Genomic DNA, 23,781 nt, shown 5'->3' on the forward strand with positions numbered 1-23,781 from the left:
AATCCAGAAAGGAGAGCCAACATGGAGATCCGAACCTTTGGGGAGCTGATCGAGTGGAGCCGCAGCCTTCACCACTACCTGTCCGAGAGTCTCAGAGCCTCGTCGGAGAAGAACCAGAACGAGCGAGCGCGGGCGCTGTTGGACTACCTGGCCAGGCACGAGTCGCAACTTGACCAGATGGTGGCGGAGTTTGAGAAACAGAGTGATCCGGGGGCTCTGGGGACGCGGGTTTACGACTTTCTCTCGCACCATCCACTGCACAGTCATCGGACCTGCGACACCCATTATTCCGAGCTGGATTTCGAGGAAATCAGCCGGGAGGTTTTCGATTTTCACGATCAGGTAATTGCGATGTACCGGGTCCTGATCGGCCGGGCGGACATTCCCGAGGTCCGGGAGTTGCTGGAGTCGCTGCTTGCCATGGAAGAACACGAGGCAATGCGCCTGGCCAGTCAGATCGGGCGGATGAGGGATCTCTGAGTCGCCCAACCTCACAGGGCGTGAGGTTGGGTTTGTCCCGGTCAGATTATGCCTTCTTCATCCAGCAGGGTGTCGACCGCGCAATCGTGTGTGCCGGGAAAGTCCTCTTTCAGCTGCCGCAGGTAGGTCCTTGCCTGATCAAGGGATCCATTTTCCTTTTCCACCTCCGTCAGCGCGGTGTAATAGAGGGCCTGGGCACGCACAGTCCGGCTGTGCGTCTCATCGTGATAGATGGTTTTCAGGATGTGTTGCGCCTCGGCATAGCCATCCACGGTACCAGGACTGTTCTCAATGAAGCGATAGATGGTGTCGCTGATCTCATACTCGCTTGGATCACATTCCGCTTCGGCAAACTGGCTCTGATAGGTCTGATAGTCCCGGTGCAGCTGATCCCGGAATGCCATCCGCTTTTCATAGAGAATCCCTGCCGCGGTACCGGCTGTGGTATAGGCCGTTGTGGTGATGAGACCGCCAGCGCACCCCGTCAAAAGCAACACAAGCAGCCCGGCCGACAGCGTTGATATGAAAGATGGGATACGGCGACCGGTCGGGTGGGGAGCCAGGGGCTCGGTCATGGGGCAATCTCCTTATCGTTGACTGGGGATCTTGGCGGTGATGTTTGGGGCGGCAGTGCCGCACGACAATGTGACATGATGCGGTTCAATGATCCGTTAGCCGTATCACAGCACAGGTTGTGGTTGTGACGTGGCGGTTTGCTGCCCGGCGCCGCCAGGGTGCTTGAACCGCTCGGCCAGGCGGTCAGAGCGCCAGACAGATCTTCCCGAAGTGCCGGTTGGACTCCTCGTGCCGGAAGGCGTCAGCGATCTCTTCCAGCCCGAATGTGCGGTCGATGACCGGTTTCAGGCCGCTGGCATTGATGGCGCGGATCATCTCGATCTGATGGCGGCGGCTGCCCACCATTAGGCCCTGCAACCGGGCCTGCTTGCGCATGAACTTGGCGGTGGGCACATTGCCGCCGGTACCGGTCAACACGCCGATCAGCGAAATCAGCCCGCCAATGCGGATGGCGTCAATGGACTGGGTGAGCGTGCCCGGTCCGCCCACTTCGATGATCTGGTCCACTCCACGGCCATCGGTGAGCTTTTTCACCGTCCTGCCCCAGTCGGGATCGTCCTTGTAGTTGATGGTGTGCTCGGCGCCCAGGTTACGCAGTCGGGCCAGCTTCTCATCGGATGAGGACGTGGCGATCACGCGGGCGCCCATCAGGCGGGCGAATTGCAGCGCGAAAATGGAGACGCCGCCGGTGCCAAGAATCAGGATCGTGTCGCCGGCCTTGATGTGGTTGTCCACCACCAGCGCGCGCCAGGCGGTCAGACCCGCGGTGGTGAGCGTGGCGGCCTCGGTATGGCTGTATCCCTCGGGGGCGTGGGTGAACCAGTGGGCGGGGCGGACGACCTGTTCCCGGGCATAGCCGTCCACGCCGTCACCGGGCACGGCATCGAATGTGCCTTCTCGCGGCTCGCCTTCCTGCCAGGGTGGAAAGAATGTTGAAACGACGTGATCACCGACGGCGAATTCCTCAACGCCGTCGCCAACCGCATCAACGACGCCAGCGCCATCGGACATGGGAATGCGACCGTCCTCGCTTGGAATTACGCCGGTCACCACACTGTAGTCATGGAAGTTCAGGGAGCTGGCATGCACGCGGACGCGGATCTCGCCGGTGCCGGGCTCGCCCGGATCGGGGTGATCGCTGACCTGGAGAACATCGAGACCGCCGGGGCGGGGGACGGTGATCGCTTTCATCGTCGTGGCTCCTGTCGAGTGAGGCATGGTGACGCCATCATTGGAGGCGGAGCAACGGCGCGTCAAGCGATCATTCGGACAACGAGGCAAGCACCGCCCCCAGGAACCGGGCCGCCTGCCCACCATTCAGCGCCCGGTGATCGAACGTCAGCGAGAGGGGCATCTGCACATCCTCGAATACCTCCCCGTTGCGAAAGCCCGGCTGGGTGAAGCGCTTGCCGGCGCCGACGATGGCCACCTGGGGCGGCACCACCACGGGAGTGGCAAAGCGCCCGGCGAGGGTGCCGAAGTTGCTGAGGCTGAGGGTGGCGCCCTGGAGTTCTTTCGCCGGGATCTTTCGTGCTTCCACGTCCCGGCGCAGTCGATTGAGGCCGTCGCGCAGGTCGGCATCGTCCCGGTTGGCCACATCCCGCAGGACGGGGACAAAAAGACCGTCCGGTGTATCGACGGCGATGCCCAGATCCACCCTGTCCACGATCCGACGGCTCAGCTGCTCGCCGTTGAACCAGGCGTTGACCTGGGGCTCTGCCTGGCAGCCGGAGACGATAGCGCGAATCAATCGCAGCGTGATGTCGGTGCCGTCCGGCCAATGGGCGACGCTGACCTGATCGAACAGGCTCACCGGCACGACCTGTGCCCCGGCGCTGGCCATGGTTTTCGCCATGGTGCGGGCCACGCCCCGGAGTGGGGTACTGTCGCCGTGACTCTGTTTCAGGCTGGCGTGTTGCTGCACATCGTCCAGGGTGATGCTGCCGGCCGGACCACTGCCTTTGATCCGGTCCAGGTTGACCCCCAGGTGTCGGGCCAGGGCGCGGATGGCCGGGGTCGCGGCAACGCCCGGTTGTCCGTCGGTGACCGCGCCGACGACAAAGTCGTCGCGGTTGTCGTCCCCCTCCCGGCTTTCGAGGTTGCCGACCACGGTCTGACTGCCACTGCTCTCGTCCCCCTCGAAGGCCAGTAGTGGCTCGCCCACATGGACAATGTCCCCGGGCTGGACGAACAGCGTGGCGATGGTGCCGTCCTGTGGCGCGGGGATGTCGACGATGGCCTTGGCGGTCTCGACACTGAGCAGTGGGTCATCGACGTTGACGGTGTCGCCCTCCCGGATCTGCCACTCGACCACCTCGGCTTCCTGCAGGCCTTCGCCCAGATCGGGCAGGGTGAAGTACGGCATTGTCGGCTCCCGGTTGTTGTCCGTTTTCAGTACTCGAGCGTGCGCTTCGCCGCCGCCACGATCCGGTCCGTGCCCGGCATGCACTGCTGCTCCAGTGCGAAGTAGGGCATGGGGCAGTCGTAGCCGGTGACCCGTTCCACCGGCGCGCGCAGGTGGAGCAGGGCGTCGCTGGCCAGGGTGGCGGCGATCTCACCGCCGAAGCCGCCATGCCCCGGCGCTTCGTGGACGATCACGGCGCGGCCGGTTTTGGTGATGGTGGCGATGAGCGTTTCCCGGTCCAGCGGATTAAGGGTCGCCACATCGATCACCTCGGCGCTGATGCCGTCGTTCTTCAGTTCGTCGGCGGCCGCCAGTGTTTCGTGGATCATGGCGCCCCAACTGATCAGGCTGACATCGGTGCCGGCGCGCAGCGTGAAACAGCGGTCCAGTGGCAGTGGATCGCCGTGACGCGCCACCGGCAGGCGCTGCAGCCGGTAGATGCGTTTGGGTTCCAGGAACAGCACCGGGTCCGGGCAGTCGATGGCGGCTCGTAACAGGCCGTAGGTGCGGGCTGGCGAGGACGGAATCACCACCCGAAGCCCCGGAATCTGGGCAAACAGTGCTTCGGTACTCTCGCTGTGGTGTTCCGGCGCGTGGATGCCGCCACCAAACGGCGCCCGGATGACCAACGGGCAGCTCAGGCGACCCCGGGTGCGGTTGCGCATGCGTGCCGCGTGGCTGATGAGCTGTTCCAGGGTGGCGTAAATGAACCCCATGAACTGGATCTCGGCCACCGGTCTGAGGCCCTGGGTGGCCATGCCAACACTGAGTCCGGCGATGAGGTTTTCCGCCAGCGGCGTGTCCATGACCCGCCGAATTCCAAACGCCTCCTTCAGTCCCTCGGTCGCCCGGAACACGCCGCCGTTGGTGGCGATGTCCTCGCCCAGTACCACGACGTCCTCATCGGCGGCCATGGCATCGTGCAGGGCCTGATTGACCGCTTCCACCATGTTCATGGGGATGGCGGTGTCGGGCTGTTGATGGGTACTAAGCATGATGGCCTCCCGTGGTGCGTTGTTCGAGTTGGGCGCGTTGGGCCAGCAGGGCCGGTGGCAGATTGGCGTAGAGGTAATCGAGCATGTCCGTCGCGGGCGCGGGGGGTGTGGCCAGGTAGCTGTCGATGGCCTCATCCACCTGCCGCTGACAGTGTTCCAGCCAGGCCTTTTCCTGGTCCCCATCCCAGTGACCGGCCTCCACCAGCGCCTGACGCAGCCGGGCCACCGGCTCCCGCTGCCAGGCAGCATGCAGGTCGCTGGCCTTGCGATAGCGGCTGGCGTCATCCGCGGTGGTGTGGTCGCTGAGCCGATAGCTCATGGCCTCGATCAGGATGGCGCCCTTGCCGTGTCGGGCTCGGTCCAGCGCGTAGTCCAGTGCATCGAGCATGGCCGGCAGGTCGTTGCCGTCCACCTGGAAGCCTTCGATGCCGGCGGCTTCGGCTTTCTGGGCAATGGTCCGGCTTGCGGTCTGCAGACGCCGGGGCACGGAGATGGCCCACTGGTTGTTGTTGACCAGCACAATCAGTGGTAATTGCCAGACGCCGGCCACATTCAGGGTTTCGTGGAAGTCACCCCGTGAGGTCGCCCCATCGCCGCAGGTCACCAGTACGGCTGTGTGCTCGTGGCGCTGTTTGGCCTTCGTCGCGACGCCGGCGGCCTGGGTGAGCTGAGTCCCGATGGGGACGCAGTTGGGCAGGTCCCGCACGGCGGGCGCGTCTGCCGGGAAGTCATTACCGCGCTCGTCGCCGCCCCAGTACTGCAGGATCTGCTCCAGCCGGACGCCTCGCAGGTACTGGGTGGCCTGATCCCGGTAATAGGGAACGAAGTAGTCGTCCGGCTGCAGGGTCTGGCCGGCGGCCGTGGTCAGGGCTTCCGCGCCCAGGCAGGAGGCGTAGGTGCCCAGCTTGCCCGTTCGTTGCAGGTTCACCGCCTTCTTATCGAACTGGCGGATCAGCGCCATGGTGCGGTAGCCCTCGATCAGCCGTGCCCATCGGTCATCGCCGGGGCGGGCGTGCCACTGACCGTCGACGGCTAGGCGGGTATGGCACTCGTAGGGTGTTCTGGTGAACATGATGCCTCCCCCCGCCTCAGGCGGCCTGGTCGCTGGTGTGCTGCAGGCGCTCTTCGGCCAGATGGTCCGCCATCCGGGCCGGCGTCAGGCCGCGCTGCTGCGCCTCACGGAAAATCCGGGACAGCGTCTCCCCGATGCCCTGGACTTTGCGGCGAATCTGGTCCCGCGTCGCGCCATGGTGCCCCATGGCCACCTGGATCAGTCCGCCGGCATTCACGATGTAATCGGGGGCATAGAGAATGCCGTGGTCGTGCAGCAACTGGGCGTCCTGGTCCCGGCCGAGCTGATTGTTGGCCGAGCCCGCCACGATCCGGGTCCGCAGTCGTGGAATGGTGTTGGCGTTGAGCACGTTGCCCAGCGCGCAGGGGATGAAACCGTCGCAGGACGCGTCGTAGATGGCGTCGGCCGAAATCCAGTGCGCCCCCAGCTCGGATGCCAGGGACTGGCTGCGCTGAGTGTCCAGATCGGCCAAAGTGAGCGACGCGCCGGCGTCGGCCAGCCGTCTGGCCACATCAGCGCCCACGTGACCAAGCCCCTGTATCGCAAAGTGCAGTCCCCGGAAATTGGACCGCTTGAGCTGGTGCCGAACAGCGGCCTCCAGCGACGAGAGAACTCCCAGTGTCGTTAAGGGCGATGGGTCGAGGCCATCGCCGTGATGGCCCCAGACGTGGTCGGTGGTCATCGCCACCTGGTCCAGATCGTCCAGCTCGGTCCCGGAATCAATGGCGGTGATGTATCGTCCGCCCAGAGTGTCGACGAAGCGCCCGAATGCCTGATAGAGCGCGACGCGGTCGAATGGTCCGTCCGGCCTGAGGATCACCGATTTCGCGCCACCATGGGGCAGTCCGGACAGGGCAGCCTTGTAGCTCATGCCCCGGGCGAGTCGGGTGACGTCGGTGAGAGCGGCGTCTTCGTCGGGATAGTGCAGGCAGCGGCAACCGCCCACGGCGGGGCCACGGAGCGTGGAATGAATGGCAATGATTGCGCGTAGACCGGTCACCGGGTCCCGGTGAACGTGGAGCTCAGTGGCGCCGGTCTGCTCGAGGGTAGCGAACATGACAGCGACTCCTTACCGTCAGGACGGGGTGAGTCCCTCCGGTTGTTGGGTGGGCCGGATCACGGCCCTGTCTTTCTTACCATAGCGCGGCATGGCGGTATTCGCTTGGATGGATTTGTTCTGAGGCGGGTGCTGGTCATGACGCAATGTGCTGATGCCCCCATCGTCCAATGGTGTCGTGCTGAAAATCCGCTATCCTGCCCGGTATTCCGTTTCTTACGCTGTCCGGACACACCATGCTCCACGAACTGGGATTGGGAGGAATGCTGTTCAGCCCGCTGGTGGCGTTGATACCGCTGGCGTTCGGGTTGATGCTGGCCACCCGGCTGGCGCTGCACCGAATGAACTGGCGCCGCTTCATCTGGAAACCGGCCTGGTTCGATGTGGGGGTGTTCGTGTGCTATCTGGCGCTTGTCGTCCATCTGTTCGGGAATCAGGGCTGAGGCATGGGAAAGCTGTTGCGCATCGGAATCACGCTGTCGGTACTGGCGGTGGCCATCCTCGCCGGCACCTGGGTCTGGCATCACTACCTGTACTCGCCCTGGACCCGGGATGGCCGGATACAGGCCGATGTGGTCACCGTCACGCCGGATGTTTCGGGATGGGTGACCAACCTTGCCGTTACCCATCATGAGTCCGTCGATGAAGGCGACCTGCTGTTCACCGTCGACGACACCCGATACCAGGCAGCCCTGACAGAAGCCAGGGCCCAGTTGGCCCGTCAAAAAAGCGCCCTGGAGCTGGCCCGCCACCAGTACCAGCGTCGCAAGGCGTTGTCCGGTGAACGGGCGATCAGCGAGGAGGATCTGGAGACGTACCGCATCCAGATGCAGTCCGCAAAAGCCGACCATGATCTGGCCAAGGCCCGCCTGAAAGAGGCGCGGATTGATCTGGAGCGGACGCGGATACGGGCGCCGGCGGACGGCACCATCAGCAACCTCTCCTTGCGCGAAGGCAATTACGCAACCCGGGGGCAGCCGGCCCTGTCACTGATTCAGGATGGCTCGCTCTACGTGACCGGGTATTTTGAGGAGACCAAGATCCAGCGCATCCACCCCGGTCAGAAGGCCACCATGACGCTGATGGGCAGCGACCAGACGCTGACCGGCACGGTTACCGGCATCGCCCGGGGTATTGCCGATGCCAACACCCAGGGCAACGACCAGCTGCTGCCCGAGGTGCAGCAGGTGTTCAACTGGGTCCGGTTGGCTCAACGCATTCCGGTGGAGGTTGCCCTTGATCCGGTGCCTGATGAGCTGAACCTCAGTGCCGGGATGACGGTGTCCATCCGCCTGAAGGCGGAGTGAGGGCGTCATGACCCTCCACCCACTGCTGGCCCAGCTCCTGATGCCGGACCGGAGCGCCGTGATCTTCGCCCTGAAAGGGGTCATCGCCATGGCGCTGGCCGTGTGCACCGCGATGTTTCTCCAGTTGGACCGGCCCTATTGGGCGGTGGTGTCGGCCGTATTCCTGCAGATCCGGCCGGAGAGTGGGCTGGTGGTGGAAAAGGCCATCTGCCAGGTGCTGGGGTCGGTGGTGGGCGGTGGTGTCGGCATCCTGATTCTCGCCGTGCTGATGCCGTATCCCGTGCTGGCGCTTGCCTGCCTGGCGCTCTGGGTCGGGCTCAACTCGGCGGCCTCCTCCATGGTCCACAGCGTCAACTTCATCTACGCCTTTGCCATGGCGGGTGTCACGGCGGGGCTGGTCGTCCTGCTGGTTATGGCCGATGCGTCGACGACCAGCAGCGCGGCGGTGTTTGCCATCGCCAAGGCTCGCATCAGCGAGATAGCCATCGGCGCTCTGTGCGCCATGCTGGTCAGCCGGTTGCTGTGGCCGCGTCGCGTCAAGGACGGTCTGCGCCGCCATGCCCGCAGTGCCATCAACCGGACGATGGATTACCTCAGCCTGGAACTGGACCCGGCCAGCTCCCACGATCAGCGTCACGATCAGGCGGATCAGATCCTCGAGGTTCTGGTGGCGCTCAACGACGACTCCAGCGCCGTGGTGTATGAAGGCGCCGAGGGCCCGGGACGTAGTCGGGCGGCCAGCCTGCTGTGCAACAAGATTCTCTCGCTGCTGGCGGTGACGCAGATTATCGGGCGGTTCCATCGCTACCATTCCGAGCTGGTGTCACCGGCATTTGCCGAGCTGCTGGGGGACATGCGCCGCCACTTCCGGGAAATCGCCGAGGCGGACGGATTCGAGAACAGCTACAAGCGTGCGCAGTCACTGCGACGCGCCCTGCGCGAACGCCGGGCGACCATGAGCGACGAGTCGGCCATCGTGAGGCGTCTGACCCAGACATCGCTGGAACTGGTGTCGGATCTGGTGGTGGTGCTGCGGGCCTACAACGCCCTGGAGAACCGGGACCGCACGCTGCTGAAGACGCCACGACTGCGCACCCACCGGGACCCGCTCATTGGCCTCGTCAACGGCTTCCGGACGGTTGCCGTTTTCCTGATCGGCGCGGTCGTCTGGGTTCACACTGCCAGTCCGGCGGCAATCATGATGATGGTGATGCCGGTGGTCTTTTCGATCATGTTCGCCCGCCTGCCGTTCGCCGTGCTGACGGTGGCGCTGCGTCGGTTGCTGTCCGGGTTGTGCTTGGCCATTCCCGTGGCCCTGTTTTTCGGTTTGGGCCTCCTCTCGCGGGGCAGTCACGACATCGAGATGCTGCTTCTCATCCTGGCTGGCCCGTATTTTGTGGGTCTTCTGTTGCTGGCCGACCGGGCGACATTGCCGTACGGACTGGGGCTGTGCATTCCGTTCACGCTCATCGTCCAGCCCAGTAACCCGATGACCATCCAGGCCGATACGGCAGTCAGCACGGCACTGGGTCTGCTGGCCGGCATCAGCGTCCTGTACTGGGTCTTCAAGCTGGTGGGGCCGCCGGACCGGGAGGTGCTGCAACACCGGCTGCTGAAAGCCACCGCGCGGGATCTCGAAGACATCGACCACCATGAGCAGCCCGAGCACTGGTTCAACGGCCGGATGGGGGAACGCCTGCTGCGTCTCGCCAATTATGACCAGAGTTCCGGTGGGCGTGACCGGTCCATGACGGATCTCGGGTTCACCGGCCTGAACCTGGGGCATGTCTCCATTCGGCTGCGGCGGCGCATCCAGGCGCACCGGTCCCCGGCCGTCGATGCATTGCTTGAGCAGTGGCAGACCGTGCTGGCGGAAACCTACGAGATGAGTGCCCGGGGCCAGTACAACCCCGAATTCCGGGCGATCAGCGCCCGTTTGCTTAACGTCATCCAGGCGGCCGGGCTGGCTGAGACCGATGTCTCGACAATCGAAGGCCTGTTCGAGCGCGTGGCGCTCACTCTGGAACGGACGGCCCGAACCGTCGCGCCGGAACCCCCGGAAACGGCACGCCGGGGTGTCGCCGCAACCGGCTGAGACGACCTCGGGTATCGTCCACTCTCGTGCGTTGTGTCAGCGACTCCCCTGGACGTCTGGAAACATCGTGTCATATCCCCAGGTGAAGACAAACGCGTAGACGATATAGAACAGCATGAAGGCCACGTCCATCACGAGCGATTCCACCACACCGATGCCCAGCCAGACCATGACGACGGGAAGGAAAGCGAGGGCCAGTCCCAGCTCAAAACTGATGGCATGAACCACCCTCAGTGGCCAGGTTTTCTCCGTGGTGCCCCGCCAGTGCATCAGCCCGTGATCGAATGCCAGGTTGAAGAGATAGTTCCAGGCCGTCGCCATCAGTGAGCCGACCAAGCTCAGTCCGGCACTGTCGACCACGGTCAGGTCGAAAGTGAACACGGCAAGCGGGACCACCAGAACCAGGCCGATGATCTCAAAACTGATGGCCTGACGAATCCGATCGGACGTTGTACGCATGGGATGTCTCCGAAAAGGGGCGGGCCGTCCCGCAATGTCTTCCCGGTATGGGCGAGGTCGTCCCCGAAGTGATCACGCAAGTCAGATCGGCGTGATCAGAGAGGCGCTGGATGCGTCTCCCGAAACGGTCAATAAGGTACAAGGCGAGGGAAGCGGCGGACAAGTATGTAGTCAGCGAAGTATTTTGGGCGAAGCCTGCAGTAAGGTGTACTTCATGATGTCGCCGATCCGTTGCCCACAAAAAAGCCCGCTCGGGTGAGCGGGCTTTTCGCAATACTGGTAGCAAGGGGCGGAGTCGAACCGCCGACCCCGGCATTATGAGTGCCGTGCTCTAACCAGCTGAGCTACCTTGCCATCGTTTTTCAGGCGCTTTTGACGCCCCAAACGAGGCGCGTATTCTCGGGATTTTCGGGGGAGCTGTCAACCCTTGAGAGGAGGGGGCAACGCATAACGAATACGTCGCTCGGTTCGTGGTTATCCGTTGATCTCATGGCTGATCGAGAGTAACTTTCATTCGCGATTTCCATCCGACTGCGGGACCGATGATGCTGGACGATCTCAACGCCTTTTTCTCCGGGGACTACGCCCTGTTCCGCGACCGGATCGTCGGGCCGGAAGATGATCGTCCGGGGCTGCCCGCGCGGGCGCTTCTGACGGACGATGGCCTTGGCACGGTTCTGGAGCGCTTTGGCGCGACCCATCCCGGGGCGGACCGGCGCGGACTGGTCTCGCTCTGGTCCCGGTACTATTTCCTCTGGCTGACCGTACCGTCGGTGGTGGCCAATCTGGTGCTTCATCGTGAGCTGCCCGTGGCACTGGACGATCTGGATGTGATCCTCGGCGATGATGGACTGCCCTCTGCGTTCAGGGTGCCGGATGAGGGCCGGGTCTGGTCGGAGCCGCCCGAGCCGTTTGAGCGTTTCAGCGGGCTGCTGGCGGAGAACGTCGAGCCGTTGATCGACGGCCTATACCATCAGGTGAAGGTGTCCCGTCGTGTGCTCTGGAGCAATGCTGGCAACTACTTCGAGTGGCTGGTGTCGGCGATGGTCGACTATGGCGCTCCGGAGGCGGTGGTCGCACCGGCCCTCACGATTGTTGAGGCGCCTGAGCGACCGGATGGCACACCGAATCCAATGCACCACCCGGTTCAGTATGTGGAGCGCTCAGAAGGGCCGTCACCGCTGCGTCAGCGCCGCCAGTGCTGTATCCAGTATCGCGTGCCCGGATTCGGTCTGTGCGGGAACTGCCCGCTGATTGATCGGCCGCCGAAAGGCGTGACGGTGGGATAGGGTGTCGGTCAGGCCGGGACGGTGACCAGTGTCAGGCAGCGGTCGTGGCAGTCGGTGAGGTGGCCTTCCAGCGTTGATCCCTCCGGCCAGGACGGGCCGAGCGCGGTGCAGAGTCTCAGTGTGGTCTTATCACGGTTGGGGGTGTCCATTAGTTCCGCATCCTGGAAGTAGAACCGCTGGCCGGTGACCGGGTGGAGCGCCTTGAACAGACTTTCCTTGAAGGAAAAGACGGTCGTGACCAGCGCGCCGGGTGCCTGTTCCAGTCTGTTTCTGAAACGGGCCCGTTCGTCCGGGGTCAGCAGTCTGGGCGCCAGCCGGCGGGCCCGCTCATCGTCGATCATCGGTTCCAGGTCTATCCCCAGCCCCATCCAGTACTCGCTCAGACCGGCAACGGCCGTGGCCAGACCGTCCGTGTGTGAAATGGACCCCGTGAATCCGTCCGGCCAGGCGGGTGCGCCATCGCCCCGTTGATCGGGACAGGCGACCGGCCCGCCCAGGGTCGTCAGGGCCTCTCGGGCACACAGCCGTCCTGCCAGAAAATCGGTGCGTCGTTTGGGCTGCGCGTTCAGGATCGATGGCGGTTCGGGCAGCGCGGCCTGGGCGGGCGCATCAGGGTGGAAATGCTCAGGCGAGGTCTGGGTCTGGACGAAGGACAGGCCGGGGAGCCGCTGGCGGAAGGGCCAGCGGTCCTCGAATGCGCCGCAGCACTCGGGCAGGGTCGGCATGGGCGTCCTCCCGGCCGGTGATGTCCTCAGACGTTGAAGCGGAAGTGGATGACGTCGCCGTCCTGAACGATGTAATCCTTGCCTTCCAGGCGCCACTTGCCGGCTTCCTTGGCACCCTGTTCGCCATTGTGTTCGATGTAGTCGTCGTAGGCGATCACTTCGGCGCGAATGAAGCCTTTCTCGAAGTCCGTGTGGATCACACCGGCGGATTTCGGTGCACTGGCGCCGATGCGGGTGGTCCAGGCGCGGACTTCCTTCGGGCCGGCCGTGAAGTAGGTCTGCAGGCCGAGCAGGCTGTAGCCGGCGCGGATCACCCGATCGAGGCCCGGCTCTTCCATGCCCATCTCTTCGAGGAAGACGCTCTTTTCCTCGTCTTCCAGCTCGGCGATCTCGGCCTCAAGCTTGCTGCAGATCGGGACGACAATGGCGTTTTCCGCCTCGGCAATCTCGCGGGCCGCATCAAGATGTGGGTTGTTCTCAAAGCCGTCCTCGTCGACGTTGGCGATGTACATGGTCGGTTTGACCGTCAGCAGGCACAGCTCGCGGATCAGCGCCATCTGGTCGTCGTCCAGGTTCATGCTGCGCACCGGTTTGCCTTCATTGAGCACCGGCAACAACTGCTCGAACAGCTCGACCTGGGCTTTGGCGGTCTTGTCACCGCTCTTCGCGATGCGCTGGACCCGCTTGATGGCCTTTTCGACGGTGTCGAGATCGGCCAGCGCCAGTTCGGTGTTGATCACCTCAATGTCTGAGGCCGGGTCCACCTGGTTGGCCACGTGGATGACGTTGTCATCCTCGAAGCAGCGCACGACGTGGGCGATGGCGTCCGTCTCGCGGATGTTGGCCAGGAACTGGTTGCCCAGGCCTTCGCCCTTGGAGGCACCGGACACCAGCCCGGCGATGTCGACGAACTCCATGGTGGTGGGAATCGTCTTCTCGGGCTTCACGATGTCCGCCAGTTTATGGAGACGCGGGTCGGGCATGCCGACGACGCCCGCGTTCGGTTCGATGGTGCAGAACGGGAAGTTTTCGGCGCCGATGCCGGACTCGGTCAGAGCGTTGAACAGCGTGGATTTGCCCACGTTGGGCAGGCCGACGATGCCGCAGTTGAAACCCATGGGAGCCTCTGATGAACGGGAAATGGAAAAGGGCGGATTATACCGATCCTGCCTGTTGGGTGCGACCGGCGACCGTTAGGTGGACGGCTGGATCGTGTGCAGGTGGTTCTGTGCTTTGGGCAGATCGCCCTGAATGGCGTCGGGCAGCACCCTGAGAATGTCGCCTGCGATCTCGTCGAGATGCCTGGCGTCGCTCTTGGTCAGGCGGCTGAGCACGTAGCCGGTCACTTTTTTGGCATCGCCGGGATGACCGATGCCGACGCGCAGTCGCTGGAATTCTTTCGTGCCAAGATGGGCGATGATGTCCCGCAGACCGTTGTGGCCACCGTGACCGCCACCCTGTTTCAGACGCGCGGTTCCCGGAGGCAGGTCCAGCTCATCGTGAGCGACCAGAATCTGTTCAGGCGCAATCTTGAAAAAATCCGCGAGGGCTTTGACGGACTGTCCGCTGCGGTTCATGTAGGTGGTGGGGTTGAGCAGGTGCACGTCGCACCCCTGCCAGTGTATGCGGGCGTGATTGCCCAGAAACTTGCGTTCCGGGCGGAGCGGCTGGCCCGCTTCGCGGGCCAGCGCATCGACGATCAGGGCACCGGCGTTGTGACGGGTGTTGGCGTACTCCGGGCCTGGATTGCCGAGGCCCACCACCATCACGATTGACTGTCCCATGCGCCGGTGCTCCCTTGAGGGAATTACTCCTGGTCGCCGCCTTCGCCGCCACCTTGCTCTGCGCCGGCAGCGTCCTCTCCGTCACCGCCTTCGTCAGACTTGGCGCCTTTCGGCAGGTGGACGGAAACGACCGCCTGGTCATGATCTTCACCCTGCTGTAGGGCGGCGATCCGGACGCCTTTCGGCAGCTTCAGGTCGCTCATGTGCAGGACCTGGTCCATTTCCATCTCGGTCATGTCGACTTCGATGAACTCGGGTAGATCCTGCGGGAGGCAGATGACCTCCACCTCGTTCAGTTGATGCTGAACCGCGCCACCCTCGAGCTTCACGACTGGCGCCGTCTCTTCATTGATGAAGTGGATCGGCACGCTGACGTGGATCTCGTGGTCCTTGTCCACACGCAGGAAATCGGCGTGGGTCAGGAGCGGCTTGTAGGGATGGCGCTGCAGATCCTTCAGGATGACGCTTTCCTTTTTGCCATCCAGATCCAGCGTCAGGATGTGGGAGTAGAACGCTTCGTTCTCCAGGCCCTTCTTCAGGTCGTTGTGCCAGAGGGAAATTGAGACCGGCTCCTTGCCACCACCGTATACGATGGCCGGGATTTTACGCTCTTCGCGACGCAGGCGGCGGCTCGCACCTTTCCCCTGATCCTCGCGAAGGAATGCTTCCAATACAAATTCCTGTTCCATGACAGATTACCTCACTCATCACCGGACCGGCTCGCGACCAAGCTCCCTGACCGGTGGGTTCGTTGAATCCCGGTTTTCCGGGTGCTCAAACAAAACATGGAGCCGAACGGGTGGTCCGACTCCATGTCTGTTGTCTCGTTGGCGGATGGCGCCGTGTTATTCGAACATCGCGCTGATCGATTCCTCGTTGCTGACGCGCCGAATCGATTCGGCGAGCAGGCTCGCCATGCCGAGGGGGCGGATTCTATCACACTCACGCGCCTTGTCACCCAGCGGAATAGTGTCGCACACCACAAGTTCGTCAAGCTGGGAGGCGTTGATGTTCTCGACGGCGGGGCCGGAGAGCACGGGGTGGGTGATATAGGCCACCACGCGGGAGGCGCCGTGTTCCTTCAGGGCGTTGGCTGCCTTACAAAGGGTGCCGGCGGTATCGACGATGTCGTCCACCAGTATGCAGTTCTTGCCCTGAACGTCACCGATGATGTGCATCACCTGGGAGACGTTCGCCTTCGGGCGACGCTTGTCGATGATGGCCAGGTCGGCGTCGTCCAGTCGCTTGGCCACGGCCCGGGCACGGACCACGCCGCCAACGTCCGGAGACACCACCACGTGGTTGTCCAGGCGCTGTTTTTCGATGTCTTCGAGCATGACCGGTGTGGCATAGATGTTGTCGACCGGAATATCGAAGAAGCCCTGAATCTGATCCGCGTGCAGGTCGACGGTCAGGACCCGGTCAATGCCGATGCTGGTGATCATATCCGCCACGACCTTGGCGCTGATGGACACGCGGGTAGAGCGGACCCGGCGGTCCTGGCGGGCGTAACCGTAATAGGGCACCACCGCCGTGATCCGTGTGGCGGAAGCCCGGCGCAGGGCATCAGCCATCATGATCAGTTCCATGATGTTGTCGTTGGTTGGGTAGCAGGTCGGCTGCACGATGAACACGTCGTGACCACGAACGTTTTCGTTGATCTCGACCGTTGTCTCGCCATCGCTGAATTTGCCGCAGGTCGCCTCCCCAAGCGGGATCTGCAGTTTCTTGGAAATATCACGGGCGAGTTCCGGATGGGCATTTCCGGCGAAGATCATTAAGTTGGACACGGCGGAGTCCTTCTCGATGTCAGCGTTGATTTCGGAAGAATCGGAAGAAAGGTGGCTGGGGTGGCAGGATTCGAACCTGCGCGTGACGGGATCAAAACCCGTTGCCTTACCACTTGGCGACACCCCAGTATCTTGATCTTTCGGCATCACGTTCGCTCTGTCAGCTCAGTGTGCAGAGGTGAATGATTCACCCCCTTCGCGACGAACCCGTTGATGCCGGAGGGTCTGCATGCCCATATTTCACGGGCTCTGGATTCTGTGGGGAAACGCCCGAAAATGCAAGCCCCTGTTCCGGTTAATCTTGCAGGTCCGAATTGTGACAGCCAGTCCAGGCTATCTCCGACTTCCGGATACAGGTTTCGGACTGTTTCTTCACAGTCGTTCCGGAGCCCGGTGACGTCTCCCTCAAAAGCGGGCGCTATTCTGATCGGCGTACTGTTCCTTGTCAACCCTGGGTCGGTAAAAATCCGGGCCGTGCTGATCTCGCAATCCGGATGCAGCACCACGAACCAGTCCTCCGGCGGTTGAATGGGTTGGAGTCGTTCGCCGACGCCCTCTGCCCAGGCGGCAAAGCCACGGACGAAGACAGGGACATCGGCACCCAGCTGCAATCCCAGTTCTGCCAGTCTGTTCCCGTTCAGGCCCAGTTTCCAGAGGTGATTCAGGGCCACCAGTGTCGTCGCGGCATCGGAACTCCCGCCACCAATGCCTCCGCCCATTGGAAGCCGTTTGTCGAGAACGATGTGAACACCGGGAAGCGGCTGCCGCACCTCGTGACGAAGCAGCCGGGCGGCCCGGAGTATGAGGTTGTCCTCATCCGGGACGCCGGGGAGGCCGGGGCTCATGGTGTCGCTGCCGTGGTGGCTCCACTCAAAATGAAGCCAGTCGCTGTAGTCCAGGAACTGGAAGGCGGTCTGCAGTTCGTGGTAGCCGTCGGGCCGGCGTCCGGTGATATGGAGGCAGAGGTTCAGCTTGGCCGGTGCGGGCAGCGACAGGGTCGTCATGACTCGTTCCGTGACTGCCATCCGGTGATGACCAGTCGCAGGCGCTTCTCGCCCTTGAGTGCGGTGATCCGGGAGGGCAGGTGGGGCTGGCCGTCTACGAAAGGATGCCACGCGTCGTAGCGGATTTCCCAGCCGGCCTGGTTAAGAACTGCGAGTCGCCTGTCTTTATTGAATAGCAGACGGGCGTCCTCGCCGGGAACGGCGAGTCCGCGCACCCACCAGACCAGTGCGTTGACGGGGAACGTCCAGCCGGTTGCAGCCTCAATCAGCTGCTGAGGCTGGCTAGAACGATAGGTTTCTCCATCCGGCATGGTCAGTTCCAGAAAGCCGGGGATACCTTCCAGCTCGGTGCGCCCCATGCCGAGAAATGCTGAAGAGAGAACCAACTGATAATGCTCGCCACGCTGCCGCCACTGGTTGATGACGGCGGTTGCGCTGTCTTCGGGTTGCCTGACGGCCAGTTTGCCCTGGAGTTGCCAGTCGCTGAACCGGGTCAGTTGGCTGACCAGATCAGCGCGCTCGGCCGGAGGCTGATTGGTCAGTCCCGCCGGCAGCGGTTCCGTGGTGATGCTGGCGCAGCCAGGCAGAAGCAGGGTGGCGGCCAGAAACGATGTTAAAAAGCCAACTCGCACAGCTACAGATCCCGTTCCACGCCCAGCCGTTCCATGGTGTCCCGGATCATGGTGTCGTCCGGGTGCTCCTCCAGTGTGCGTCGCCAGATCACCCGGGCCTGTTCCTCTTCGCCGGTGACGTAGAGCGCTTCGCCATAGTGGGCGGCCACTTCCGGATCCGGGAAAGCCTCGTAGGCTTTACGCAGGTATTCGAGCGCTTTCTGGTGATTGCCAAGCCGGTAGTGGACCCAGCCGACGCTGTCGATAATCGCTGGATTTTCAGGATCCAGCGAGAGCGCTTTTTCGAGCAGACGGCGGGCTTCCTTCAGTCGCTCTGTTTCCACGGTCAGCAGATAGCCAAGGGCGTTGAGGGCGACGGCGTTCTCCGGGTTCTTGTCCAGAATCGAGCGCAGATCCCGCTCAGAGGCCTTGAACCGGTCGAGGCGGTCATAAAGCATGGCACGGGCATAGCGGATCTGGACGTTCTCGGGGTGCTTTTCAAGCGCGGCAGTCGCGGCGCCCAATGCCTCAGGGTAACGCTCGAGGTCCAACAGGGTGTTGATCTCGATCAGCCAGAGGCGTTCGTTGTTGTCCGGCATCTGTTGGCGTAGTTTGGCGAGGCGCTGCATGGCCTGATCCAGCTGCCCGGACTGGCCGCGCAGATACGTGGACTGGCTCAGCGCATCGAAGAACTGGCCGCCGCCCTGGACCTGGTCAAAATGGGCAATGGCTTCTTCCGTTTGCCCGGCGCTGCGCGCCAGTCGCCCCAGGTAGTAATGGGCTTCGTTGACGTGGTGCTCGTCATCCAGCAGTTGCTCGAGCTGCCGGCGAGCGACTTGATTGTGGCCGTTCTCTAGTGCCACCAGAGCGTGGGACAGCTTGAGCCCCGGCGTATCCGGGAAGCGCTCCACCAGGCTGGCGAACTGGTCCTCAGCCGCCTGGAGCTGGCCGTCGTCGATCAGGATGCGCCCATAGAGGGTGCCCAGCTTGCGGTTGTCCGGGAAGCGACGGGACTGATAGCGCAGGTGGTCCAGGGCCTCCTGTTGACGTCCCATCTTATAGAGCAGGTCGCCGCGGAGGATGAGGGCCGGCTGAAACGGCTTCTGACCGGATTCGTCCAGAAGCGGTTGAAGTTCTTTCAGCGCGCCTTCGTGATTGCCTTGAGCGCGTAGGACGAGCGCCGTCCCGTAGCGGATGTCACGGTTGTCCGGGTAACGATCCTCAAGCTCGCGATACAGGCCCAGCAGGCGTTCCTGTTCGGCGTCTGACAGGTTGCTGGACAGGGCGGCAAGCGTGTCGAAGTCCGCCTCCTTCCCCTGTTGGAGCAGCGTTTCCATGTGACTGAGGGCGGTTTCGAAGTCCTTTTGACGCACCTTCTGAATGGCGGCGACCCGATGGGCCTCCGCGCTGTCCGGCGCGACATCCAGCCAAAGCGCGATCAATTGATTCTGTGCATTGTCACCATTCAGGGAGCGGGCGATATCCAGGGCACGCTTGATGACGCCGATATCCCGGGATGACTTGGCCGCTTCCACGTAGTTAACCAGTGTGACGTCATAGCGCCCCCGTTGTGCCGCTACCTCTGCGGCCAGCAGGCTGTAGAGCGTTTCTTCGCTGAAATCCGCGTACTCCGGTTCCGGTGGCGGCTCCGACTGTTCCGTCCGGTCTGTCTGGGAAACCTCGGGGCGCGTTGTCGGAGCCTGCTTTTCCGGCTCGGCGGCGGGACCGCTCAGGGTCGAGCAGCCTGACAGGGTCAGCCCGAGCCCGATGGTGACAATGGCGATCAATCTCTGCATGCAGGTGGTTCCGGTCAAAGTGCTGAATCGGCGGAGTCCTATCATGGCACAACGCCATTCCCTTGCCCAACTGGGGCCGTCCGGGTGCGGGGTTTCACGGACCGGTGCGGGTAGCACCGGGGTCCCAGGGCCGCTAAAATGGAGGGCTACGCGTAGGATCTCCGCAGAGTTCGAATGGCACTACTGACGCTTGGTATCAATCACAGAACCGCACCGCTGGCATTGCGCGAGCGCGTTGCCTTCACGCCGGAACAGCTTCCGGTTGCGTTTGAAGGGCTCCGCAGCTTTGCCGAGGTGGATGAAGCGGCCATTCTGTCCACCTGTAACCGGACCGAGTTGTACCTCAGTGCGCCGCCGAGTCAGGCCCCGGCAGTGCTGGACTGGCTGGCAGATTACCACGGCATGGCAACATCGGACCTGGAAGACGCGTTCTACCAGCATCGGGATGAGGACACGGTCCGTCACCTAATGCGTGTGGCCTGTGGTCTGGATTCGATGGTCATGGGCGAGCCCCAGATTTTCGGTCAGCTCAAGGATGCCTATGCGACCGCACAGAAGCATGACGCGACAGGGCCGACCCTGTCCCGGCTTTTTGAGCACAGTTTCTCGGTGGCCAAGCGGGTGCGGACGGATACAAGCATCGGTGAGAACCCGGTCTCGGTTGCCTATGCGGCGGTCAGCATGGCGCGACACATCTTCCCGAACCTGCGCCGGAACCCGGCGTTGCTGATCGGGGCGGGGCGAACGGTGGATCTTCTGGCCCAACACCTGCGCCAGGCGGGAGCTCCGGAGCTGATCGTCGCCAACCGGACTCTGGAGCGAGCCGAGGAAGTGGCGGAGCGCCACGGTGGGCGCGGCATCCTGCTCTCCGACATCCCGGCGTACCTCCCCAGCGTCGACATTGTTATCGCGTCCACGGCCAGTCAGTTGCCGGTGCTGGGTAAGGGGGCCGTGGAGCGGGCCCTGAAAAGCCGTAAGCACCGGCCTTACTTCATGGTCGACCTGGCCGTGCCCCGTGACATTGAACCGGAAGTCTCGCAATTGGATGACGTTTACCTGTACACCGTCGATGACCTGCGTCAGGTCGTGGAAGAGAACGTCCGGTCCCGAAAGGGAGCGGCACAGGAAGCGGAGCGCCTGATTGAGGATGGCGCCGAGGAATTTCTCTACCAGCTTCGGGCGCTGGATGCCGTGGCGACCCTGAAGCAGTTCCGCCAGGAGGCCGAACAGCTCCGGGACCGGGAAGTGGCCAGAGCCATCAAGGCACTGCACAATGGCGGCGATCCGGAGACACTGCTGCGCAGTCTTGCGCGTGGCGTGACCAACAAGCTGCTGCATGAACCCACCGCGCAGGTGCGCCGGGCGACGGCGGACGGGCGTACCGAAGTCACCGATTGGCTGCGGGAACTATTCAGCCTTGAGGACCGGAGCGAAGAGCCGGCCGATCCCCCGGACGTCTCGACCGATCCCTCGCCAGGCAGCGCCGGGCAGGGAGCCAAACGTCCCTCGCATTCCCATGACAACGCAGGATCCGAATGAAAGCATCGATTGAGAACCGACTGGACAAACTGAGAGAGCGCTTCGAGGAAGTGAGTGGCCTGCTCAGCCAGCCGGAGATCATCAATGACCAGGCGCAGTTCCGCGCCCTCTCCAAGGAATTCGCTGAAATAGAACCCATCGTGCAGTGCTACGACCGCTACCGTGCTGTCTGTGCGGATATCGACGAAGCGCAGGAGCTGGTCCGCGACAGTGATGCGGACATGCGCGACATGGCGGAACAGGAACTGGCCGAAGCCGGCGAGCGACAGAGCGCGTTGGACGAAGAACTTCAGCGACTGATGATGCCCCGCGACCCGGACGATGGCAAAAGCGCGTTCCTGGAGATCCGTGCGGGCACCGGCGGTGATGAGGCCGCCCTGTTTGCCGGCGATCTTTTCCGGATGTACAGCCGTTACGGCGAGCAGCGGGGTTGGCGGATTGAGGTGTTGAGCGAAAGTCTTGGGGAGCAGGGTGGTTACAAGGAAATCATCAGCCGGGTCTCCGGTGACAACGTGTACGGTGAGTTGAAATTCGAGTCCGGCGCCCATCGCGTCCAGCGCGTCCCGGCGACCGAGTCCCAGGGCCGGATCCACACCTCCGCCTGTACCGTTGCCGTGCTGCCGGAGGCCGATGAAACGGATGCTATTGAAGTGGACAAGAACGACCTGCGCGTCGACACCTTCCGCGCCTCCGGTGCCGGCGGTCAGCATGTCAACACGACCGACTCGGCGATCCGGATTACCCACCTGCCCACCGGGATGGTCGTCGAGTGCCAGGAAGAGCGGTCCCAGCACAAGAACCGGGCCCGTGCGATGAGCCTGCTCCAGGCCCGGATTCAGGATGCCGAGCGTGAGCGTCAGCAGGCTTCGGAAGCGGCGGAGCGCCGCAGTCAGGTGGGCAGTGGCGACCGCTCCGAGCGCATCCGCACCTACAACTTTCCGCAGGGTCGTATCACCGATCACCGGATCAACCTGACGCTTTACAAACTGGATGAAGTCATCAGTGGTGACCTGTCGCCCGTCATCGGTCCACTGCAACAGGAGCGCCAGGCCGAATTGCTGGCCAGCATGGGCGATGAGTAACCGGCCCCGGACCATTGAGTTGGCGTTGTCCCAGGCGGTGGCCTGTATCGCCAGTGAGTCTCCCCGGGTTGATGCCGAGCGGCTTCTGGAGCACGTGATCGACCGTGGTCCCACCTGGTTCCGGACCTGGCCCGACAAGGTGCTGACCGATGACGAGGATACCCGTTTCCAATCCCTCGTCGAACGTCGCGCCGCTGGCGAACCGGTTGCCCACCTGACGGGAAGTCAGGGGTTCTGGAGTCTGGATCTGGCCGTGTCGACTGACACGCTGATCCCCCGTCCCGACACGGAAACCCTGATCGAAGTGGCTCTGACACTGCCGCTGCCGGCGAACGCTCAGGTCCTGGATCTGGGGACGGGCACCGGGGCGATTGCCCTGGCGCTTGCTTCGGAACGAGGCGACTGGCAGGTCACGGCCTGTGACAGCCACCGGGGGGCCGTTGATCTGGCGCAACGCAACGCTCAGGCCTGCGGACTCGGCGTCTCCGTCCAGTTCAGCGACTGGTTCCATCATCTGCCGGTGCAACCTTTCGACCTGATCGTGAGCAACCCGCCCTACATCCGTTCCGGCGATCCTCATCTGGCGCAGGGCGATGTCCGCTGGGAGCCGGTTTCGGCGCTGGTGAGTGGCGAGGACGGTCTCGATGCCATCCGCCATATTCTCCGGGAAGCGCCCGACTGGCTCGGTCCGAGTGGCTGGTTGGCCCTGGAGCATGGCTACGATCAGGGGCAGGCCGTTCGGGCTCTGTTCCGCGAGCGTGGGTTTGCGGATGTGGCGACACACCGTGATTATGGCGACCAGGAGCGGGTCACACGGGGCTGCTGGAGGGTGATGGAGTCAGGCTATGCTGAGTGACGACGAACTGATGCGCTACAGTCGGCAGCTGCTGCTGCCGGGATTCGAGATTGATGGGCAACAGGCGCTCAGAGCGAGCCGTGTTCTGGTGGTCGGTTGTGGAGGCCTCGGGTGCCCGGCGGCGCTCTATCTGGCCGGCGCCGGTGTTGGAACCTTGGTACTGGCGGACGATGATCAGGTGGAACTGGCCAATCTGCAACGTCAGATCGCCTTTACGGACACCGATCGTGACCGGCCCAAGGCGCAAGCGCTGGCCGAACGCCTGACGGCCCTGAATCCCGGGATCGACGCCCGGCCGCTCACCGGGCGGCTGTCCGGCGAGGTGCTGGATGAGGCGGTGGCCGACAGCACGCTGGTTCTGGACTGCACCGACAACTTTGACACCCGCTTCGCCATCAATCGTGCCTGTGTCCGGGCTGGTGTGCCGCTGGTTTCCGGCGCGGCCGTTCGGGGCGAGGGGCAGGTATCGGTCTTTCAGAGGCACCGGCCAGAGTCGCCCTGTTACCAGTGCCTGTACCCGGACGGTGGCGGGGAAGACCTGCGCTGTTCCGAATCCGGTGTCATCGGCCCCCTCGTTGGGATGATTGGTGCCTGCCAGGCCATGGAAGCCATCAAGGTTTTGGCCGGGCTCGGCCAGAGCCTGACCGGTCGCCTGTTGCTGCTCGATGCCTGGCGGATGGAGTGGCGCGAGATGAAACTGGGGCCCGACCCCGAATGTCCCGTTTGTGGCGCTGTTGAGCAGCAGTGACTATCGCCGACATTTCAGGGCACACATTTATGCCAATGTAGCCGGTCCCAGCTACTTGTTTGAAAACAGGTGTCGGTCGCCCTGCGGGCGACGCCGAAGTCGGAGACATCGG

Annotated in this window: 24 protein-coding genes and 2 tRNA genes; 9 read left to right on the plus strand and 17 right to left on the minus strand. The window is 63.2% G+C overall.

Translation table 11 applies throughout. From position 1 onward, the window contains the following. Positions 1 to 21 precede the first annotated feature (21 nt). Positions 22 to 480 (plus strand): ATPase, encoded by a 459-nt coding sequence (locus C8D92_RS00530; RefSeq protein ID WP_116918155.1) that lies wholly within the window; start codon positions 22 to 24, stop codon positions 478 to 480. Between the two features lie 41 nt (positions 481 to 521). Here the strand turns inward: C8D92_RS00530 and C8D92_RS00535 are convergent, their stop codons facing one another. The 6 genes from C8D92_RS00535 to C8D92_RS00560 all read right to left on the minus strand — a co-directional run bounded on the left by C8D92_RS00535 (position 522) and on the right by C8D92_RS00560 (position 6,584). Continuing rightward, positions 522 to 1,055: a hypothetical protein gene (locus C8D92_RS00535; protein ID WP_116918156.1), complete on the minus strand. Its 534-nt coding sequence runs from the start codon at positions 1,053 to 1,055 to the stop codon at positions 522 to 524. 184 nt (positions 1,056 to 1,239) lie between these two features. Further along, positions 1,240 to 2,247 carry a zinc-dependent alcohol dehydrogenase family protein gene (locus C8D92_RS00540; protein ID WP_116918157.1) on the minus strand — a complete coding sequence of 336 codons (1,008 nt, stop codon included), beginning with the start codon at positions 2,245 to 2,247 and terminating at the stop codon, positions 1,240 to 1,242. A gap of 70 nt (positions 2,248 to 2,317) precedes the next feature. Then, positions 2,318 to 3,421 carry a dihydrolipoamide acetyltransferase family protein gene (locus C8D92_RS00545; RefSeq protein ID WP_116918336.1) on the minus strand — a complete coding sequence of 368 codons (1,104 nt, stop codon included), beginning with the start codon at positions 3,419 to 3,421 and terminating at the stop codon, positions 2,318 to 2,320. A gap of 26 nt (positions 3,422 to 3,447) precedes the next feature. Beyond that, positions 3,448 to 4,455, minus strand: coding sequence for an alpha-ketoacid dehydrogenase subunit beta (locus tag C8D92_RS00550; RefSeq protein WP_165819212.1), 1,008 nt, complete (start codon positions 4,453 to 4,455; stop codon positions 3,448 to 3,450). Further along, entirely contained in the window at positions 4,448 to 5,527 is a 1,080-nt protein-coding gene (gene pdhA / locus C8D92_RS00555) for a pyruvate dehydrogenase (acetyl-transferring) E1 component subunit alpha (RefSeq protein WP_116918158.1), read from the minus strand. The genes C8D92_RS00550 and pdhA overlap by 8 nt, the downstream gene beginning before the upstream one ends. Positions 5,528 to 5,543: 16 nt before the next feature. Continuing rightward, positions 5,544 to 6,584 (minus strand): Glu/Leu/Phe/Val dehydrogenase family protein, encoded by a 1,041-nt coding sequence (locus C8D92_RS00560; protein ID WP_116918159.1) that lies wholly within the window; start codon positions 6,582 to 6,584, stop codon positions 5,544 to 5,546. Positions 6,585 to 6,820: 236 nt separating this feature from the next. Between C8D92_RS00560 and C8D92_RS00565 the strand changes: the two genes are divergently transcribed. Genes C8D92_RS00565 through C8D92_RS00575 form a run of 3 tightly spaced genes read left to right on the plus strand, consistent with a single transcriptional unit; the run spans position 6,821 to position 9,986 of the window. Beyond that, entirely contained in the window at positions 6,821 to 7,027 is a 207-nt protein-coding gene (locus C8D92_RS00565; RefSeq protein WP_116918160.1) for a DUF1656 domain-containing protein, read from the plus strand. A gap of 3 nt (positions 7,028 to 7,030) precedes the next feature. Then, on the plus strand, positions 7,031 to 7,891 hold the full coding sequence (locus C8D92_RS00570) for an efflux RND transporter periplasmic adaptor subunit (protein ID WP_116918161.1): 861 nt from the start codon (positions 7,031 to 7,033) through the stop codon (positions 7,889 to 7,891). 7 nt (positions 7,892 to 7,898) lie between these two features. After that, the gene (locus tag C8D92_RS00575; protein ID WP_116918162.1) at positions 7,899 to 9,986 is read left to right on the plus strand and encodes an FUSC family protein; all 2,088 of its coding nucleotides are present in this window, start codon (positions 7,899 to 7,901) and stop codon (positions 9,984 to 9,986) included. 36 nt (positions 9,987 to 10,022) lie between these two features. On the opposite strand, the gene C8D92_RS00580 is transcribed toward C8D92_RS00575, so the two are convergent. Then, positions 10,023 to 10,445: a PACE efflux transporter gene (locus C8D92_RS00580; protein WP_095609791.1), complete on the minus strand. Its 423-nt coding sequence runs from the start codon at positions 10,443 to 10,445 to the stop codon at positions 10,023 to 10,025. 277 nt (positions 10,446 to 10,722) lie between these two features. After that, a tRNA-Met gene (locus tag C8D92_RS00585) sits at positions 10,723 to 10,799 on the minus strand. Positions 10,800 to 10,987: 188 nt separating this feature from the next. On the opposite strand from C8D92_RS00585, the gene fhuF reads away from it, so the two are divergent. After that, on the plus strand, positions 10,988 to 11,734 hold the full coding sequence (fhuF, locus tag C8D92_RS00590; protein WP_243402315.1) for a siderophore-iron reductase FhuF: 747 nt from the start codon (positions 10,988 to 10,990) through the stop codon (positions 11,732 to 11,734). Positions 11,735 to 11,742: 8 nt separating this feature from the next. Here fhuF and C8D92_RS00595 read toward each other — a convergent pair whose 3' ends face one another. From C8D92_RS00595 to C8D92_RS00635, 9 genes are all read right to left on the minus strand, one after another. Further along, positions 11,743 to 12,459, minus strand: a complete 717-nt coding sequence (locus C8D92_RS00595; protein WP_116918164.1) for a 4'-phosphopantetheinyl transferase family protein — start codon at positions 12,457 to 12,459, stop codon at positions 11,743 to 11,745. A gap of 26 nt (positions 12,460 to 12,485) precedes the next feature. Then, the gene (ychF, locus tag C8D92_RS00600; protein ID WP_116918165.1) at positions 12,486 to 13,577 is read right to left on the minus strand and encodes a redox-regulated ATPase YchF; all 1,092 of its coding nucleotides are present in this window, start codon (positions 13,575 to 13,577) and stop codon (positions 12,486 to 12,488) included. A gap of 75 nt (positions 13,578 to 13,652) precedes the next feature. Beyond that, positions 13,653 to 14,243, minus strand: coding sequence for an aminoacyl-tRNA hydrolase (gene pth, locus C8D92_RS00605; RefSeq protein ID WP_116918166.1), 591 nt, complete (start codon positions 14,241 to 14,243; stop codon positions 13,653 to 13,655). 23 nt (positions 14,244 to 14,266) lie between these two features. Beyond that, a complete protein-coding gene (locus C8D92_RS00610) occupies positions 14,267 to 14,932 on the minus strand; it encodes a 50S ribosomal protein L25/general stress protein Ctc (RefSeq protein ID WP_116918167.1) in 666 nt (221 codons plus the stop codon). A gap of 156 nt (positions 14,933 to 15,088) precedes the next feature. After that, complete coding sequence (locus C8D92_RS00615; RefSeq protein ID WP_133243091.1) at positions 15,089 to 16,033, minus strand: ribose-phosphate pyrophosphokinase; 945 nt, start codon at positions 16,031 to 16,033, stop codon at positions 15,089 to 15,091. 52 nt (positions 16,034 to 16,085) lie between these two features. Further along, positions 16,086 to 16,160 (minus strand) — tRNA-Gln (locus tag C8D92_RS00620). Between the two features lie 19 nt (positions 16,161 to 16,179). Continuing rightward, the gene (gene ispE, locus C8D92_RS00625; RefSeq protein WP_116918168.1) at positions 16,180 to 17,037 is read right to left on the minus strand and encodes a 4-(cytidine 5'-diphospho)-2-C-methyl-D-erythritol kinase; all 858 of its coding nucleotides are present in this window, start codon (positions 17,035 to 17,037) and stop codon (positions 16,180 to 16,182) included. Beyond that, positions 17,034 to 17,669, minus strand: coding sequence for a lipoprotein insertase outer membrane protein LolB (gene lolB / locus C8D92_RS00630; protein ID WP_116918169.1), 636 nt, complete (start codon positions 17,667 to 17,669; stop codon positions 17,034 to 17,036). The genes ispE and lolB overlap by 4 nt, the downstream gene beginning before the upstream one ends. A 2-nt stretch (positions 17,670 to 17,671) precedes the next feature. Further along, positions 17,672 to 19,444, minus strand: a complete 1,773-nt coding sequence (locus C8D92_RS00635) for a tetratricopeptide repeat protein (protein ID WP_116918170.1) — start codon at positions 19,442 to 19,444, stop codon at positions 17,672 to 17,674. A 174-nt stretch (positions 19,445 to 19,618) separates the two neighbouring features. Here C8D92_RS00635 and hemA point away from each other — a divergent pair, with 174 nt between their 5' ends. The 4 genes from hemA to C8D92_RS00655 are packed head-to-tail and all read left to right on the plus strand — an operon-like array spanning position 19,619 to position 23,669. Continuing rightward, a complete protein-coding gene (gene hemA, locus C8D92_RS00640; RefSeq protein WP_095609780.1) occupies positions 19,619 to 20,983 on the plus strand; it encodes a glutamyl-tRNA reductase in 1,365 nt (454 codons plus the stop codon). Continuing rightward, positions 20,980 to 22,065, plus strand: a complete 1,086-nt coding sequence (prfA, locus tag C8D92_RS00645) for a peptide chain release factor 1 (RefSeq protein WP_095609779.1) — start codon at positions 20,980 to 20,982, stop codon at positions 22,063 to 22,065. The genes hemA and prfA overlap by 4 nt, the downstream gene beginning before the upstream one ends. Further along, positions 22,058 to 22,921, plus strand: coding sequence for a peptide chain release factor N(5)-glutamine methyltransferase (prmC, locus tag C8D92_RS00650; protein ID WP_095609778.1), 864 nt, complete (start codon positions 22,058 to 22,060; stop codon positions 22,919 to 22,921). The genes prfA and prmC overlap by 8 nt, the downstream gene beginning before the upstream one ends. After that, positions 22,911 to 23,669: a HesA/MoeB/ThiF family protein gene (locus tag C8D92_RS00655; RefSeq protein ID WP_116918171.1), complete on the plus strand. Its 759-nt coding sequence runs from the start codon at positions 22,911 to 22,913 to the stop codon at positions 23,667 to 23,669. Before prmC ends, C8D92_RS00655 begins: the two co-directional genes overlap by 11 nt. The last annotated feature ends 112 nt before the right edge of the window (positions 23,670 to 23,781 follow it).

Origin of the sequence: Tamilnaduibacter salinus (assembly GCF_003096655.1) — a bacterium.
GTDB lineage: Bacteria > Pseudomonadota > Gammaproteobacteria > Pseudomonadales > Oleiphilaceae > Tamilnaduibacter > Tamilnaduibacter salinus.

Bases quoted from the DNA above. Each gene is read 5' to 3' on its own strand.
- C8D92_RS00530 (WP_116918155.1), top strand. From the start codon at position 22: ATGGAGATCCGAACCTTTGGGGAGCTGATCGAGTGGAGCCGCAGCCTT.
- C8D92_RS00535 (WP_116918156.1), bottom strand. From the start codon at position 1,055: ATGACCGAGCCCCTGGCTCCCCACCCGACCGGTCGCCGTATCCCATCT.
- C8D92_RS00540 (WP_116918157.1), bottom strand. From the start codon at position 2,247: ATGAAAGCGATCACCGTCCCCCGCCCCGGCGGTCTCGATGTTCTCCAG.
- C8D92_RS00545 (WP_116918336.1), bottom strand. From the start codon at position 3,421: ATGCCGTACTTCACCCTGCCCGATCTGGGCGAAGGCCTGCAGGAAGCC.
- C8D92_RS00550 (WP_165819212.1), bottom strand. From the start codon at position 4,455: ATGCTTAGTACCCATCAACAGCCCGACACCGCCATCCCCATGAACATG.
- pdhA (WP_116918158.1), bottom strand. From the start codon at position 5,527: ATGTTCACCAGAACACCCTACGAGTGCCATACCCGCCTAGCCGTCGAC.
- C8D92_RS00560 (WP_116918159.1), bottom strand. From the start codon at position 6,584: ATGTTCGCTACCCTCGAGCAGACCGGCGCCACTGAGCTCCACGTTCAC.
- C8D92_RS00565 (WP_116918160.1), top strand. From the start codon at position 6,821: ATGCTCCACGAACTGGGATTGGGAGGAATGCTGTTCAGCCCGCTGGTG.
- C8D92_RS00570 (WP_116918161.1), top strand. From the start codon at position 7,031: ATGGGAAAGCTGTTGCGCATCGGAATCACGCTGTCGGTACTGGCGGTG.
- C8D92_RS00575 (WP_116918162.1), top strand. From the start codon at position 7,899: ATGACCCTCCACCCACTGCTGGCCCAGCTCCTGATGCCGGACCGGAGC.
- C8D92_RS00580 (WP_095609791.1), bottom strand. From the start codon at position 10,445: ATGCGTACAACGTCCGATCGGATTCGTCAGGCCATCAGTTTTGAGATC.
- fhuF (WP_243402315.1), top strand. From the start codon at position 10,988: ATGATGCTGGACGATCTCAACGCCTTTTTCTCCGGGGACTACGCCCTG.
- C8D92_RS00595 (WP_116918164.1), bottom strand. From the start codon at position 12,459: ATGCCGACCCTGCCCGAGTGCTGCGGCGCATTCGAGGACCGCTGGCCC.
- ychF (WP_116918165.1), bottom strand. From the start codon at position 13,577: ATGGGTTTCAACTGCGGCATCGTCGGCCTGCCCAACGTGGGCAAATCC.
- pth (WP_116918166.1), bottom strand. From the start codon at position 14,243: ATGGGACAGTCAATCGTGATGGTGGTGGGCCTCGGCAATCCAGGCCCG.
- C8D92_RS00610 (WP_116918167.1), bottom strand. From the start codon at position 14,932: ATGGAACAGGAATTTGTATTGGAAGCATTCCTTCGCGAGGATCAGGGG.
- ispE (WP_116918168.1), bottom strand. From the start codon at position 17,037: ATGACGACCCTGTCGCTGCCCGCACCGGCCAAGCTGAACCTCTGCCTC.
- C8D92_RS00635 (WP_116918170.1), bottom strand. From the start codon at position 19,444: ATGCAGAGATTGATCGCCATTGTCACCATCGGGCTCGGGCTGACCCTG.
- hemA (WP_095609780.1), top strand. From the start codon at position 19,619: ATGGCACTACTGACGCTTGGTATCAATCACAGAACCGCACCGCTGGCA.
- prfA (WP_095609779.1), top strand. From the start codon at position 20,980: ATGAAAGCATCGATTGAGAACCGACTGGACAAACTGAGAGAGCGCTTC.
- prmC (WP_095609778.1), top strand. From the start codon at position 22,058: ATGAGTAACCGGCCCCGGACCATTGAGTTGGCGTTGTCCCAGGCGGTG.
- C8D92_RS00655 (WP_116918171.1), top strand. From the start codon at position 22,911: ATGCTGAGTGACGACGAACTGATGCGCTACAGTCGGCAGCTGCTGCTG.